Raw genomic sequence first — 14,966 nt, 5'->3', positions numbered from 1 at the left:
GATGCAGCGCTATTGCGGGTAAATCGGATCGCCGCCCGCTCGCTCCTACGGAAACAAAAAGGCCGTGATCGAAAGATCACGGCCTTTTTGTTTTACGGCAGGCGGGTTACACCTCGTCCAGCTCCGCTTCGGCTTCCGGCTCGACGTTCAGGGTGGCCTTGACCTGATCGTGACGGCGGATGTACTTCCAGTCCGCCTCGTCGATGTAGATACCGTTCGGGCCGCTGCCGCCTTCCAGGTCGATGGCGACCTGGGCCGAGACCTGCGGCTTCACACTGGCCAGGATCGGCACGAAGCCCAGTTGCAGGCTGGTTTCCAGCAGTGCTGCCTGGTTCTTCTCGTCGATGTCCGCGGCCTCGTCGAGGTAGTACGGCAGGCGAATGCGCCCGGCCTGGTCGCGATCCATCAAGTGCAGCAACAGGTACATGTTGGTCAGCGCCTTGATGGTCATGGTGGTGCCGTTGGACGCCGCGCCATCGATATCGGTGTGGATCACCGGCTGGCCATTGACCTTGGTGATCTCGAACGCCAGCTCGAACAGGTCCTTGAGGCCCAACTGGTTATGGTTGGCCGCTACCAGGCGGGCCAGGTATTCCTTGGCCTCTTCGTTCTTGTTGTCCTGCTCGGCGCTCTGGCTCAGGTCGAACACCGACAGGGTCTCGCCTTCTTCGTACTGGCCGGCGCTGTGGATGATCTGGTCGATGTGCTTGAGGGCTTCCTTGTTCGGCGCGAGCACGATGCGGAAGCTCTGCAGGTTCGACACCTGGCGTTTGTTGATCTCGCGGTTGAACAGCGCCAACTGGTGCTCGAGGCTGTCGTAGTCGCTGCGGATGTTGCGCAGGGTCCGGGCGATGTCGGTGACGGCCGCGCGACGCGCCTTGCCCAGGGTCAGGGCCTCGTCGGTGCGGTGCGCATAGGCGTTGATCAGCAGTTGCAGGCGGCGCTCCATGTCGTCTTCGCTGTCGAACTTGGCCACGCCCTTGAGGCGTACCTGGGCGTACAGCGCCTCGATCTGGCCATCGATCCGCTGCAGACCCTGCCAGCTGTCCTGGTAGTCGTTGAGCAGGGGCAGCAGGTTGTCCATGGAATCGTCCACCGGCTCCATGAACGGCGTGCCGAACGGCAGGTCCGCCGGCAACAGCTGGCGGCGGCGCAGGGCATCGTCGAGGGTGCGTTGCTTGGCTTCCATGTCGCCGATCTGCCGGCCCACCAGTTGCAGCTTGGCCGACAGCTGCTGGACGCGTTCGGTGAAGGCGTCGCTGGAGCGCTTGAGTTCGTCCTGGGCGGCCTCCATCTGTGCCAGCTGTTCCAGCTTCTCGCCTTCCTCGGCGCTCAGGGTCTGGGCGCGGCGGAAATCTTCCAGGGCTTTCTGCGCATCCAGCACCTGCTGGTACAGCGCTTCGGTCTGGGTCTTGCTCGCGGCGCGGTCGGCGGCCACCGCGGCCTGGGTTTTCAGCTGCTTGAGTTCTTTGTCCAGGCGCTCTTTCTGGTCGCGCAGCGCCGCGCGGTCCGCCAGGGCCTGCAAGGCCGGCGGTTCGATGTGGGAAATGTCGATGGACAGGCCCGGCACTTCGAAGCGCTCGCCCTTGAAGCCATCGAGGATCAGTTCCACGGATTTGACCCAGTCGCCGTTCTCGTCCAGGGCGATGCCGTGTTCGCCCAGCGGCAGGCTGAACAATTGGCTGTTGAACAGGCGCATCAGGCGCTCGACGTCCTGCTGGGAGAACTCTTCGCGCAGGCGCGCATAGCTGTTGTTGTCGGCGTTATCGAGCTGCTGCTTGACCGACTTCAGGCGTTTTTCCAGGTCCCGCAGGCGCTCTTCCAGGTCCTCGGCGGAGAACTGCCGGGATTGGGCCAGGGCGCCGGCCAGTTCGTCGTGGGCATCCTTGGCCGCCAGCAGTTGCTGCTCCAGGACCTTGACGTCGTCCACCAGGGCGAAGCGATGCTTGAGCACCGAGAGCTCGCCGAGCCAGCGCTGGGTGCCGGTGATTTCCCGTTCCAGGCGCATCATTTCCTGGGTGCTGCTGCGCTGGTCGTTCTGCAGTGCGTCCTGCTCATTGCGGTAGTGCTCGGCCTGGACGGTCAGCTCTTCCTTGCGCGCGCTGGCGTAGTCGGACCAGGTGCCCAGCAGCGAATCGAGCAGCGGCGACAGGCGATGCAGTTTGCCGCGCAGGATGTCGCGCTGCTTCACACCGTTGCCCAGGGCTTCCACCAGTGGGCCCGCGGCCACCAGCGAGTTGTAGTCCTGCTCCATGCGGCGCACGTCGCGAAAGGCTTCTTCGCAGGCGGCGATGTAGTCGACGCTGCCGGAGCGCAGGCTGTGCTCGAAGGCATCGAGGAACAGCTGCTTGAGCTTGGCCGCGGTGATTTCGCGCATGTGCAGCAGGTTGATGAACAACGCGCGGAAAGTCTTCAGGCTCTGTTCGCTGGTGGAGCGTAGCGGGATCAGGGTCAGGTCCAGCGGAATCGAGGTATGTCCGCCCACCAGCAGGCGACGCAGTTCATCCGGTTTGAGTTCATAAGCCTTCAGGCCATGGCGCTCGAGGTTGGTGAACAGCTCTTTCTGCCGCAGGCAGGTGTCGTCCTTCTGGTAATGCGCCAGGTCCAGCGAGCCGGCATAGGCGAAGAACTGGTGACCGAAACTGCCACCCGGACCGCGCCCGGCCACGCCGATCACGTGCGGGCCATGGGGCAGGGACACTTCCACCAGGATGTAGCTGGTATCGGTGGCGAAGTAGAAACGCCGCGATTGTTCCAGGCTGTACTTGCCGAAGCTCATGTCCGACATGCGCGCCAAAATCGGGAATTGCAGGGCGTTGATCGAAGCCGACTTGCCCAGGTTGTTCGCGCCGTAGACCGACAGCGGCTCTTCCAGCGGGAACAGGCCCAGGCTGTAGCCGGCGGTGTTCAAAAGGGCAAAGCGGCGGATGCCGTAGCGTTCCTTGCTCATGCGTCGAGCTCCTGTTCTTCGGCAATGGCGCGGGCCAGCGCGTCTTCTTCACTTTCTTCGGACTCGACGAATTCGCTGAGGTCCAGCGGGTCGTCGGTCTGCAGCAGTTTTTCGTCGCTGTCTTCGTCGATCAGCACCGGCGTTGGCAACGGCAGCACGCTGTGCAGGCTGGCGGCCAGGTCACGGTCCTGCTGCACCGACAGGCAGACATCGAGGAAGCGGTGCATCGGCGGCAGGAAGCGGTAGATGCCCGGCTCCTCGCCGGCAAAACCCAATTGGGTCATGCGCCGCATGATTTTTTCTTCCAGTTCTTCATGGGTCTGTACTTCGGCCTGGATGAACAGGTCGCGGTACTTCTCCAGCAGGGACGGCAGTTCATCGCGGCCGAGGCTGCCGCCGTCGAGCACGGCGACCGGGTCGCGGCCCTGGTCGGCCAGGTGTTCCACCAGGATGAAGGTGAACAGAGCCAGGCGCTGGGCGGTCTTGTTCACCTGGGCGGCGGCGTTCTCCGGCACGAAGTAGTAGAAGCCACGGGTGTCGCACACCAGTTCGAAGCCCAGGGCCTTGAACAGGGTGCGGTACTGGTCCTGGAAGTTCGACAGTTGGGAATACAGCTCCGGGTCGCGGCGGCTGATGTGATACCCCTTGAACAGCTCGCGAAAGATCGGCGCCAGCTGGGACAGTTCGGAAAGATCAAGATGCATGTGGAGTGCTCGCAGAATTCTCAGGCAGGTCATCGCGGGCCGAGAGCAGGGCGAAGGAGCGCAGGCTGACCTGGTGCTCGTGGGTGTGGTAGTCGCGACGTTCCAGACGCTCGCGCTTGAAGCGTTTTTCCCGCGACAGGCGGGAGAACCAGTACAGCAGCTCGTCGGTGGCGCCGTCCGGTTCCTGCTCCAGCAGCCAGGTCATCAGGTCCGGCATCGGCAGCGCGTCTTCGCAGCGGTCGAGCATCTCGCGGACCGTGCGCGGCGCCCGTGGCGCATTGCCGCCCTTGTGGCTCTTGTGCGCCTTGGGGAAGCGTGTCGGCTTCGGTTCGAAGCTGGCCAGGGCGTAGACATAGGCCTCGACCTGGCCCGAGCTGCCAAGGAAGGTGCTCTGTGGACGGGTGAACAGCGGCATGGCCGCTTGCGGCACGGCGTCGATGCCCTTGCGACGGATGGCCGACAGGGCCAGGGCCGCGCCGCGGGTCACGGCGTTGTGCCGGCGGGCTTCTTCACGCAGCGGCAGCAGCAGTTCCCGGGCATGACGCAGGGTCAGCTGGGCGCTGGTCTGCATTTCCAGGATCCGTGCGTGGGTGCGCAGCAGCATGTCGTCGTCCACCAGGTGGCCCAGGCGCTGCTGTTCGGTGAGCATGCGCAGCAGGACGTTCTCGACCTTGCGCACGCCCTGCTCGAAGGCGCCGTCGGCGTTCACCAGCTGGATCATCGGCTCGACGTATTCGTCCCAGGTGGCCAGTACCTCGGCGTACCGCTGGCGCAGGGGAATCTGCCGGTCGCTGGTCTTGGCCCGTTCGGCGACGGCCACCAGGGCCTGTTCGTCGTTGGCGAGCTTTTTCAGCACATCGCGCACGCGCATGTCCAGCAGGCGCAGCTGGCGGGCCAGGTCATGGCCGTCGCGGATGTCGAAGGCGTCCTGGATGTAACCGGCCAGGCGCTCGAGGTGGCGCAGGTAGGCTTCGATTTCCAGGCACAGGCCCAGGCGGTGCTCGCGCCGCAGGTAGGCGAGGAAGTCGTGGATCTGCGCGTTGAGCTCGAAACGGTTCGGGCTTTTCGCCACCGGAACCAGGATATCCAGGCGGATCCACACGTCCAGCAGGCTGGTAATGTCCTGTGGCGTACTGTCAATTTGCTGTGCGGCCAGCTGTGAACGCAGTTCGGCGAGGCTCAGGGTGCCTTGGTCGAAGTGCTCGCACAGTGGCTCCAGGAGTGCCCAGTGTTCGGCGAGGGCGCGCAATACGCGCTTGGGTTCGATCATCGGAATGGCCGGCTGGTTGGCAATGAAAAGCGGCGATTGTACTGCATCGGAAGGCTGACGATTCACCCCTCGGTCTTGTCATGGGCTGGACGGGCGTTTTTGTGACGAATCAACTGCGGGCGATCTTCGGCGAAGGGCGGTAGAATCCCCCCACTTCAGTTATCCACAAGTGGCCGACCTTTGCTTATCGAGTCCCGCCGTCGCGCTTATCTGTCCGCCATGCAGGTGGTCAGCTGGCTGCCGCGCACCGAATTGCCCTTTGCGGCGCCGTCCCGTCCCGAGTTGCTGGTGATTGCCGAACCCGTGGTCGAGGCCCCGGCAGCCCCTGCACCTGTGGCCAAAACGGTTGCCGAGCCTGTGGCCAAGCCTGTCGAACGACCGAAAATCGAAGTGCCGCGTCCCGGCAGCGCTGCCGTTCGTCCGGTCAGCAAGCCCGTGATCGAGGCGGAGGAGGCTCCGGCGCCAGTCAAGGCCCCACCCGTGCCGCCGCCGCGTTTCGCCCTGCAATTGCTGCGTGCCGGTCGTTGCCTGTTGCTGGTGGAGTTACCCACAGGCGAAGCCTTCCAGAGCCGCGACCCGGCCTATCTGCTGCTCAAGGACATGCTGCGCGCTGCCGGCCTGCCGGACAGCCCGCAGATCCTCGCCGAGCCGGTGCGCTGGCCGATGCTGACCCGCGGCAATCTAGACCAGGGGCCGGATGCGGCGCGGGATTTCGTCCAGGCCTTTGTCGGGGCGCGGGTCGAAGAAGAACCTTGCGTCTGCCTGTGGCTGATCGGCCTGCCGGCGGTACGTTTCGCGGGCGAGGCCGACGCGCAGTCCTACAACCGTGAACTCCAGGTCGAAGGCCTGGGCTCGGCCTGGGCACTGCCGGGGCTGGAACTATTAATGGAAGAGCCACAGCGTAAGGCTGATGTCTGGCAAGCCATGCGTCGGCTGATGGCGCGTTGGAAAAGTAGCAATGAGTGACGCTTTATCGTTCCGCCAGGCCACCGTGGCGGATCTGGATGCCATCCTGAAAATCGAATACGCAGCGTTCAGCCATCCCTGGACCCGCGGCATTTTCACCGACGCCCTGAAATCCTATGAAGTCTGGCTGATGTTCGAAGGCAGCCAGCAGGTCGGCCACGGGGTGATCCAGGTGATCATCGACGAAGCCCACCTGCTCAATATCACCGTCAAGCCGGAAAACCAGGGCCGCGGCCTGGGCCTGCGCCTGCTGGAAGAGCTGATGAAGCGCGCTTACCAGAAGGACGCGCGCGAGTGCTTCCTCGAGGTGCGTTCCAGCAACCAGACCGCCTATCGGCTGTACGAGCGCTACGGTTTCAACGAGGTCGGCCGCCGCCGTGATTACTATCCGGCGACAGGCGGGCGCGAAGATGCGCTGGTGATGGCCTGCACCCTGGTGGATTGACCGAGCGTCAGCCGGTTATCGGCGGTTGAACGGCATCAGCGTTTGCCATCCAGCGGGTCGCGCTGGGCCAGTTCGGCTTCGTCCAGGCCATTGCCGCCGCCGATATCGTCTTCATCGACAATGCTCAGGTCCCAGTCGGCCGGCCGGTCTTCACCGGCTTCATGGGCGGAGCGGGCGCCGTCTTCGCGGATCAGGTTTTCCGGGGTCAGCTCATCGTCGTTGGGCTCATCCTCGGCGTTGCCGGTCAGGCTGGAGCCATGGATGTGCCTGTGGGGAGTACGATGCTCCACAGAGCTGGAAGCAGGGTCGCCGACCCTGGCGCCGGGTTCTTCTTCATTGAAATCCAGCTCTTCCATGGAGCCCATGCGGTCTTCGTTGTCGTCGATAGGCTCGGGCTGAGGCGCACCATAGGGACGTCGTGATTCAGTCATGACGGTTGCTCATACTTTCGGGCTTAGAAAGTGGACCTTCCAGACCCTGTAAGATTCCAAGGGGTGGATAAGCGGTATCTGCATAGACGCGCGTGACCCCGATAGACGGTCGTCTGTCATAGCAACGCATCAATCCTGAGGCTTCACAGCATGAACGAACTACAAGACCTGATTGATAACAACGAGCGTTGGGCCGAAGCGATCAAGCAGGAAGATCCTGACTTCTTCTCCAAACTGGCCCGCCAGCAGACGCCGGAATACCTGTGGATCGGCTGTTCGGACGCCCGTGTACCGGCCAACGAGATCGTCGGCATGCTTCCCGGGGATCTGTTCGTGCACCGCAACGTGGCCAACGTGGTGCTGCACACTGACCTCAATTGCCTGTCGGTGATCCAGTACGCGGTGGACGTGCTCAAGGTCAAACACATCCTGGTCACTGGCCACTACGGCTGTGGCGGCGTGCGCGCTTCGATGCAGGACCGCCAGCTGGGCCTGATCGATGGCTGGCTGCGCTCGATTCGCGACCTGTACTACGAACATCGCGAAGTGCTGGGGCAACTGGCCACCGAGGAAGAGCGGGTCGACCGCCTCTGTGAGCTGAACGTGATCCAGCAAGTGGCCAACGTCGGCCACACCAGCATTGTGCAAAATGCCTGGCACCGCGGGCAGAGCCTGTCGATCCACGGTTGCATCTATGGCATCAAGGACGGTCGCTGGAAGAGCCTGAACGCCACCATCAGTGGCTTCGAGCAGCTGCCGCCACAGTATCGCCTGCGTCCGGTCGGGGCGCTCTGAGGCGCTGAAAACCCATCGCGAGCAAGCTCGCTCCTACGGGCGATGTGCCGTTCTGTAGGAGCGAGCTTGCTCGCGATGGGGATGTAGCCGTTACCGCTTATCCGTCAGATATGCGGCGGTGCCTCGGTACTCATCGACGGTGCCGGTGCCTTCAACTGCTTCAACTGGGTCTGCACCGGTGGGGTGGCGCACTTGGCCTGGGCCTGCTCGGGCGTCAGCTCACGGATCGAGGTGTAGAACAGCACGCAGGTCTGCTCCTTGTTGGTCACCTGCCAGTTCTGCGTGCAGCTTTTGAGCTGCGCCGCCGGGTCGCTGCCCGGCTTGCTGCCCATTCCGGCCTGCCAGCAGGCGGCGCTCAGGTCTTGCCCCATCACCTTCAAACCGGCCGCGTCGGCCTTGGTCTCGTCGCCGTCGTAGTTCTCCGGATCCGCCGCGTACCAGATGTAGCTCGGGTGGTTGGAACCCAGCACCGGCACCTTCAGGCCCGCGCTCGGGCTGATCTGCGCCAGGCCCAGCACGCTCACGGTGGCGCCGTACTGTTGCTTGATCCAGTTACGCACCGGCGCGCCGAAGGCCACCATCGGCAGGGCGCCGCCGCTGGCGTTCTGGCTGACCTGCTTGACCATGGTGGTCTGGTAGTCCTGGAAGTAGCCGTAGACGCCTTCCAGGTCCTTGCCGGCGCTGGACGGGGCGGCGATCGGTGCAATGTCGACGATGGTCTGGTAGCCCGGTGTCTGCTCGGTGGGAATGCCGTTGGTGGTGAGCAGGGTGGCCCAGCGGTCGGTGGTGGCCGATTTCAGGTAGTCCTGGGCTTGAGTCAGCGAGTAGTCCGGCGGGAAGTGCAGCAGCTCGACGCTCTTGCGGTTTTCCAGGGCCATGCCCAGGGGCAGGAACAGGTACCAGCTGTAGCTCCATTTGCCGTCGCTGTTGAGTTTGCTGGCGCCCTTGTAGGCCAGGTCGCCGGCATCCAGCAGGGCGGTCAGCGGCTTGCCATAACCCTTCGGAACACCGCTGATGTTGGCGTACAGCTGGTTGTTATCGGTCTTCACCTTGACCTTGGCGGTGCTGTAGCCATCACGCTTCACACTTTGGGTCAGGTAGTGCTCGACGGTCTGTTCCAGCGTCCAGTTGCGAAAGCAGATCACGTTGCAGTTGTTGGGGTAGGCGAAGAGTTGGGTGACGCGCTGGGTGTTGCCCAGCTTCAGGTCGACGTTGGCCTGGGCGGCGGTGCCCAGGGTCAGGCTGCCCAGGGTCAGGGCGGCGAGGGGAAGGGACAATCTTGCGAGTTTCATGCTTGGCTCCTTGTCAGCGTTGGCCCCGTCTGTGCGAGGTAAGTTCCACACTGAAACAGTAGCGGGTGACCAGGAAATGGGTGGAATAAATCTTCATTTCTGTACCCGCAAACGGCCGCCCAGGCGGCCGCTGCCGCCGGTTCAGGCGGGGAAGTGCAGGGCATTGCTCAGGTCGCCCATGGGCGCCTGTCCCCGGGCGATCATCGCCGCGTCCCGTTGCTTGAGGCCGTCGAGCGGTTCCAGTTGGAATACCCGGGTGATCAACCGCAGGATCGACGCGGTGTCGTACACCGTATGGTCCACCGTGCCCTTGCGGGCGAACGGCGACACCACCAGCGCCGGGATGCGTGTCCCCGGCCCCCAGCGGTCGCCCTTGGGCGGGGCGACGTGGTCCCACCAGCCGCCGTTTTCATCGACCGTGACGATCACCACCATGTTCTGCCACTGCGGGCTTTCGCGCAGCACCTTCAGGGCGCGCACGATATGCCGGTCGCCCGCGGCCACATCGGCATAACCGGCGTGCATGTTGAGGTTGCCCTGGGGCTTGTAGAACGTCACCGGCGGCAACTTGCCAGCTTCGGCATCGGCGAGGAAGCGGTTGCTGCTCGACTCATCGCCCAGGCCCGCATCGCGCAGGTGGTGGTTGCGTTCGTTCGGCTGCTCGGGACCGAACTGCGCGAAGTAGTTGAACGGCTGGTGGTGGTACTGGAAGTTGGGAATCTTCGGAATCCCCGCCGAATCCTTGTAGGCGTCCAGCGTGACCTGCCAGGCGCCGGCGTACCAGGCCCAGTCGATGTCCTTGCGCGAGAGCTTGTCGCCGATGGTGTCGTGGCGTTGCGGCACCAGCACATTGGGCAGGTCGGCCTTGGCATAGGCCGGGCGCTGCGGATCGCGGATCCAGGTCGGCCAGTACGGCGGGGCCATGGTATTGACCGCGTAGCCGTCCGGGGTCAGCAGGCTCGGGCCGAATTGCGGCGGGCCGCTCATGGCGCTGGCCGGGGATTGCTCCAGCGGCTTGAGGCGGTTGTCGAGCGGGTCGTCGCTCTGCAGGGTGGCGATCTGCGGCTTGGCCACCGAGTTGGCCGCGTCCGGGTAGAACGGCACGGCGGCGCTGATCAGGTACTGGTGGTTGAGAAACGAGCCGCCGAAGGCGCCCTGGAAGAAGTTGTCGCACAGCACGAATTCCCGGGCCACATCCCACAGGCGCAACTCATAGCGGCTCTGGGCGTAATGACCCATGGGCAGGCCGCCGGAGTCGGCCCAGGCGACGAAACCATCGTTCTTGCCGCCGTTGATCTGCATCTGGTTCTGGTAGAACACATGCCACAGGTCGCGGGTGACCAGGCCCAGGGGCAGGTCTTGGCCATCGGGGCCCTTGAGGGCGAAAGGCGCGTTGGGCAGGTGTTCCTGGTACTGGGTGCCGACCGGGTAGGTCACGCCATCCAGGGCCTGGGACCCGACCTGGGCGACGCCACCCCAGACCGGCGGCAAGGTCTGCAACAGGCTGCCGTCACGGTCGCGTTGCTGGTAGTCGGCGGGCTTGAGGGCCGAGAGCGGTTTTTCCAGGCCCGGGAAGTCGGCGAACAGGTTGTTGAAGCTGCGGTTCTCGGCGTAGATCACCACCACGTTCTTCACATTGTCGCGCAGCGCCCGGTCCAGCTCGGCGGGCGACAGCGGGCGCTCCACCGGTTTGCCCGGCGCCATGTCGTTGTGGCCGCAGGCGCTGAGCGTCGCGCCGACACCCAGCACCGCCACGCCGCCAAGAAAACGCCGGCGGCTGGTGTCGGTGGGTGGCTCCGTGGCCTTGGAATGCTCTGGGTCTTTCGAGTTTTCGTCGCTCATGCCGGATCCCTGATTACCTTTCGATCATTTCGTAACAAAACATTTCAGCCGCACGGTAGCAACCGAATATGACGGAAAGACTACAGAAAAGGCTCTGGGACGGGGCTTAGACACTGGTAGGGGGAGGCTGGAAAAAACGTAGGGCGATTCAGCCCCGCTTCGGTAGGAGCGAGGCTTGCCCGCGATGCATCCATCCGGGCAATGATTTTCTCCAGGTAAAACGCGGTGGCAGCTTTTGCGGCCGCTGCGCAGCCGATCGCGAGCAGGCTCGCTCCTAGGGGGGAGCGAGTCGCTCGCAAAAGATTAGGGCGCCACGGGCGGCATATAGCTCAGGGTGGTGCCCAGCGCCCATAGCAGCACCAGCACCAGCGGCGCGTGCACCAGCAACTGGACGAAGGAGAAACCGATCAGGTCCCGCGCCTTGAGCCCCAGCACCCCCAGCAGCGGCAGCATGTAGAAGGGGTTGATCAGGTTCGGCAGCGCCTCGGCGGCGTTGTAGATCTGCACCGCCCAGCCCAGGTGGTATTGCAGGTCATTGGCCACCTGCATCACGTAGGGCGCCTCGATGATCCACTTGCCGCCGCCCGAGGGAATGAAGAAGCCCAGCACCGCCGAGTAGATGCCCATCAGCAGCGCGTAGGTGTCGTGGGAGGCGATCTGCACGAAGAAGGTCGAGATGTGGTGGGCCAGGGTCTGGCCGTCGACGCCCTTGACCACCGTCAGCAAGGCTGCGATGGAGCCGTACAGCGGGAACTGGATCAGCACCCCGGTGGTGGTCGGCACGGCGCGGGCCACTGCTTCGAGGAAGCTGCGCGGGCGCCAGTGCAGCAGCGCGCCGAGCATCAGGAACAGGAAGTTATAGGTATTGAGCCCGGAAATCGCGGTGATCGCCGGCTTGGTGGCGAACTCGTGGTAGAGCCAGCCGGCCGCCAGCAAGGCCAGCAGAATGGTCAGCAGCGGGCTGTATTCCAGCCACTCGCCGGGGCGGGTGCGCGGTTGTGGCTTGGGCATGCTGAAGTTCGGGTCGATGCCGCAGGCCTTGGCGTCGCGCGCCGAGTTCGGGCCGGGCGCGGTGGCATAGGCGACGACCAGCGAAACCACGACCAAGGCCAGCAGCAATACGCCGGATTGCCAGAGGAAGATGGTCTGGGTGAATGGGATCACCCCGGTGATCGACAGGATCGACGGCGGCAGGCTGCCGGGGTTGGCCTGCAATTGTGCGGCGGACGACGACAGGCCCAGGGCCCAGACCGCGCCCAGGCCCAGGTAGGCCGCGGCGCCGGCGGCGCGGTAGTCCATGCGCAGCTCGGTCCGCCGGGCCAGGGCCCGCACCAGCAAGCCGCCGAACACCAGGGACAGGCCCCAGTTGAGCAAGGAGGCGAGCATGGAGATCAGCGCCACCCAGGCCACGGCGGAGCGGCCGTTCTTCGGGATGCGCGCCAGTTTGTCGATCAGCTTCACCGCCGGCGGCGAACTGGCGACCACATAACCGCCGATGACCACGAAGGCCATCTGCATGGTGAAGGGGATCAGGCTCCAGAAGCCGTCGCCGAAGGCCATGGCGGTGTCGGTGGGCTTGGCGCCCATGGCCATGGTGGCCAGGGCGACGATGACCACCGCCAGCGCGGCGAACACCCAGGAGTCGGGGAACCAGCGCTCGGCCCAGTTCGAGCAACTCAGGGCAAAACGGGCGGAGCGGCTGTCTTCAATGTCTGTGGACACGTCGATACCTCAAGTCTTTTTTTATGATTGTCAGGAGGTCGGTCGCCCCAGGCGGGGGCGACCGAAAACTGTGCAAGAATGCGGCAATTGGTAACCACTGCAAAGGATTGAAGTACATGCCATTCCCGCTCGAAGAACGCCAGGCGCTGCTCAAGGTCAAGGGTGTCGGCGAAACCGTGGTTGCCCGCCTCGAACAACTGGGCATCGATTCCCTTTCCCTGCTGGCCCGGGCCGATGCCCTGGACATCGTCACTCAAGCTTCGGCCCTGGTCGGTTCCAACTGCTGGAAAAACAGCCCCCAGGCTCGCGCGGCGATCCAGGCGGCGATTGCCCTGGCCAAGTCTGCCTGAGCCATGAGGTGTGCCGGGCCAAGGGCGGGTTGTCCCTCGCGGCGTTTGCGTAGACCATGGGCGCCTTGAATTGTGCCCAACACCGAGTGGCTCTATGTCCTTTTCCCCTGACGCGCGGCCGGCGCCGTTTTCCCGGTCCGACTACAAGACCCTGGGCCTGGCGGCACTGGGCGGCGCCCTGGAAATCTACGATTTCATCATCTTCGTATTTTTCGCCCTGACCCTGAGCCAGCTGTTCTTCCCGCCGGAAATGCCCGAGTGGCTACGGCTGTTGCAAAGCTTCGGGATCTTCGTCACCGGCTACCTGGCGCGTCCGCTGGGTGGCATTCTCATGGCGCACTTCGCCGACCGCCTGGGGCGCAAGAAGGTGTTCAGCCTGAGCATCCTGATGATGGCCCTGCCGTGCCTGCTGATCGGCATCATGCCGACCTATGCGCAGATCGGTTATTTCGCGCCGTTGCTGCTGCTGGCGCTGCGGGTGCTGCAAGGCGCGGCGGTGGGCGGTGAGGTGCCGAGCGCCTGGGTGTTCGTCGCCGAACACGCGCCGGCCGGCCATCGCGGTTATGCCCTGGGCTTTCTGCAGGCCGGGCTGACCTTCGGCTACCTGATCGGCGCGCTGACCGCGACCCTGCTGGCGCAATGCTTCACCCCGGCGGAAATCCTCGATCACGCCTGGCGTTATCCGTTCCTGCTCGGTGGGGTGTTCGGCGTGATCGGCGTCTGGCTGCGCCGCTGGCTCAGCGAAACCCCGGTGTTCATGGCCATGCAGGAGCAGCGCGACAGCGCCGTCGAACTGCCGCTGCGCACCGTGCTGCGCGAGCATCGCCTGGCCCTGTTGCCGGCGGCGATTCTCACCTGCGTGCTGACCTCCGCGGTGGTGGTGTTCGTGGTCATCACCCCGACCATGATGCAGAAAACCTTCGGCATGAGCGCCAGCCACACCTTCGCCCTGAGCAGCCTAGGCATCGTGTTCCTGAATATCGGTTGCGTGCTGGCCGGGCTGGTCGTCGACCGCATTGGCGCCTGGCGCGCGGTGATGCTCTACAGCCTGCTGTTGCCGCTGGGCATCGGCCTGCTCTATGGCTGCCTGATCAGCGGCGGCGACTGGGTCGGCCTGGCCTACGCCATCGCCGGCCTCGGTTGTGGCGTGGTGGGCGCGGTGCCGTCGGTGATGGTCGGGCTGTTTCCGGCGCGGATCCGGGTGTCCGGCATCTCCTTTACCTACAACATCGCCTACGCGCTGTGGGCGAGCACCACGCCTTTGCTGCTGATCGGCCTGATGCCCTGGAGCCCGTGGATCTGTGTGATGTATTGCGCGGTGATGGGCGCGGTCGGGGTCATCTGCGCCGGGTATTTCGGGGCGCGCATGCCGAGGCTGACGGGGAGTGCGGTGCCTGGGGTTTGTGCGGGGTCCTGAGGTTCTTTCGCGAGCACGCGAGCGCTCCCACAGGGGAAAAATTTCGCCTCCAAAAATACCTGCAGGCGCCGGCGCGCGCTGGCTAGAGCCTTCGCCGCCAGCTTGCTGTTTAACCCAGCCAATACCGTGGAATGTTGTGCTTAGCCAAGGCCCATTTACCCGCTAATCTCTCGAAAAAAACGCGCGGTCCACGCGCCAGTTTTCGGGAGCTGCCTTGATCCGGTCCGTCCTTTGTTCCCTGCGTGATTTCTCCACGTTGCCCCCGCTGCTGCAGGCGGCGTGGTTGGCCTTCGCCATCGGCCTGTGCATGGCCCTGCTTCATCTGTGGGTCTTCAACGTTGTCGACTATGGGCTGGAGGGTGCCAACGTCGAATCCCTCAGCGGCAAGGTGCTGTATGCCGACCGTGGCGGGATGCTGATAGAGGACGCGGACAGTGGCGAATACACCCGGCTCAAGGTGGTTCGTGGCATCACCTATCTGCGTTCCGGCCATGACCCGCTTAGGGGCCAGACACTGCACTTCACCTACCTGCGCGATGTGGTGCTGAGCTGCACCCTCGATGGCGAGGAACTGTGCATCGCGCAATGTGCCAATGCCGTGGAGTGCCTGGACAGCCGCCGCGAGCGCGAGGCGCCGCAGGGCATGTGGGTCGTAGCGTTCGGCACCAGCCTGGTGTGCCTGGGCCTGCATGCGCTGCGCCGGCGCAAGTCCGCGTCGGGTAGCGGGATCTTTTGAATTGCCGCCGGGCATCGTTGCCCCTAGGCTGTGCGGCATCCGTTTC

The 14,966-nt window shown here is 64.3% G+C and carries 13 protein-coding genes; 6 read left to right on the top strand and 7 right to left on the bottom strand.

The genetic code is table 11. The annotated features are described in order from the left end of the window. Positions 1-106: 106 nt before the first annotated feature. Genes mksF through mksB form a run of 3 tightly spaced genes read right to left on the bottom strand, consistent with a single transcriptional unit; the run spans position 107 to position 4,924 of the window. Positions 107-2,950, bottom strand: coding sequence for an Mks condensin complex protein MksF (gene mksF, locus IF690_RS25175; RefSeq protein ID WP_202697812.1), 2,844 nt, complete (start codon positions 2,948-2,950; stop codon positions 107-109). Further along, a complete protein-coding gene (gene mksE / locus IF690_RS25170; RefSeq protein WP_202697811.1) occupies positions 2,947-3,654 on the bottom strand; it encodes an Mks condensin complex protein MksE in 708 nt (235 codons plus the stop codon). Before mksE ends, mksF begins: the two co-directional genes overlap by 4 nt. Continuing rightward, positions 3,644-4,924, bottom strand: coding sequence for an Mks condensin complex protein MksB (gene mksB / locus IF690_RS25165; RefSeq protein ID WP_202701726.1), 1,281 nt, complete (start codon positions 4,922-4,924; stop codon positions 3,644-3,646). Before mksB ends, mksE begins: the two co-directional genes overlap by 11 nt. A gap of 180 nt (positions 4,925-5,104) precedes the next feature. On the opposite strand from mksB, the gene IF690_RS25160 reads away from it, so the two are divergent. Further along, positions 5,105-5,890, top strand: a complete 786-nt coding sequence (locus IF690_RS25160; RefSeq protein ID WP_202697810.1) for an energy transducer TonB — start codon at positions 5,105-5,107, stop codon at positions 5,888-5,890. After that, complete coding sequence (gene rimI / locus IF690_RS25155) at positions 5,883-6,335, top strand: ribosomal protein S18-alanine N-acetyltransferase (protein WP_202697809.1); 453 nt, start codon at positions 5,883-5,885, stop codon at positions 6,333-6,335. The genes IF690_RS25160 and rimI overlap by 8 nt, the downstream gene beginning before the upstream one ends. A gap of 35 nt (positions 6,336-6,370) precedes the next feature. Here rimI and IF690_RS25150 read toward each other — a convergent pair whose 3' ends face one another. After that, positions 6,371-6,766, bottom strand: coding sequence for a serine kinase/phosphatase (locus IF690_RS25150; RefSeq protein WP_202697808.1), 396 nt, complete (start codon positions 6,764-6,766; stop codon positions 6,371-6,373). A gap of 150 nt (positions 6,767-6,916) precedes the next feature. Here IF690_RS25150 and can point away from each other — a divergent pair, with 150 nt between their 5' ends. Beyond that, positions 6,917-7,561: a carbonate dehydratase gene (gene can, locus IF690_RS25145; RefSeq protein WP_009050866.1), complete on the top strand. Its 645-nt coding sequence runs from the start codon at positions 6,917-6,919 to the stop codon at positions 7,559-7,561. Positions 7,562-7,665: 104 nt separating this feature from the next. Here the strand turns inward: can and IF690_RS25140 are convergent, their stop codons facing one another. The 3 genes from IF690_RS25140 to IF690_RS25130 all read right to left on the bottom strand — a co-directional run bounded on the left by IF690_RS25140 (position 7,666) and on the right by IF690_RS25130 (position 12,417). Beyond that, entirely contained in the window at positions 7,666-8,853 is a 1,188-nt protein-coding gene (locus tag IF690_RS25140; RefSeq protein ID WP_202697807.1) for a hypothetical protein, read from the bottom strand. A 141-nt stretch (positions 8,854-8,994) separates the two neighbouring features. Continuing rightward, on the bottom strand, positions 8,995-10,695 hold the full coding sequence (locus tag IF690_RS25135; RefSeq protein WP_202697806.1) for an acid phosphatase: 1,701 nt from the start codon (positions 10,693-10,695) through the stop codon (positions 8,995-8,997). A 303-nt stretch (positions 10,696-10,998) separates the two neighbouring features. Next, positions 10,999-12,417 (bottom strand): short-chain fatty acid transporter, encoded by a 1,419-nt coding sequence (locus IF690_RS25130; protein ID WP_202697805.1) that lies wholly within the window; start codon positions 12,415-12,417, stop codon positions 10,999-11,001. Between the two features lie 116 nt (positions 12,418-12,533). Here IF690_RS25130 and IF690_RS25125 point away from each other — a divergent pair, with 116 nt between their 5' ends. The 3 genes from IF690_RS25125 (at position 12,534) to IF690_RS25115 (ending at position 14,920) form a co-directional block, all read left to right on the top strand. After that, positions 12,534-12,767 carry a helix-hairpin-helix domain-containing protein gene (locus tag IF690_RS25125; RefSeq protein ID WP_202697804.1) on the top strand — a complete coding sequence of 78 codons (234 nt, stop codon included), beginning with the start codon at positions 12,534-12,536 and terminating at the stop codon, positions 12,765-12,767. A 94-nt stretch (positions 12,768-12,861) separates the two neighbouring features. Beyond that, a complete protein-coding gene (locus tag IF690_RS25120; protein WP_202697803.1) occupies positions 12,862-14,184 on the top strand; it encodes an MFS transporter in 1,323 nt (440 codons plus the stop codon). Between the two features lie 214 nt (positions 14,185-14,398). After that, positions 14,399-14,920: a hypothetical protein gene (locus tag IF690_RS25115; RefSeq protein ID WP_252189516.1), complete on the top strand. Its 522-nt coding sequence runs from the start codon at positions 14,399-14,401 to the stop codon at positions 14,918-14,920. Positions 14,921-14,966: the final 46 nt, after the last annotated feature.

Source organism: Pseudomonas sp. SK3(2021) (assembly GCF_016772375.1).
In the GTDB taxonomy this organism is placed as follows: Bacteria; Pseudomonadota; Gammaproteobacteria; order Pseudomonadales; family Pseudomonadaceae; genus Aquipseudomonas; species Aquipseudomonas chlororaphis_I.
Note: the sequence above shows the minus strand (reverse complement) of the source record. Positions and strands in the feature narration are given on the sequence as shown.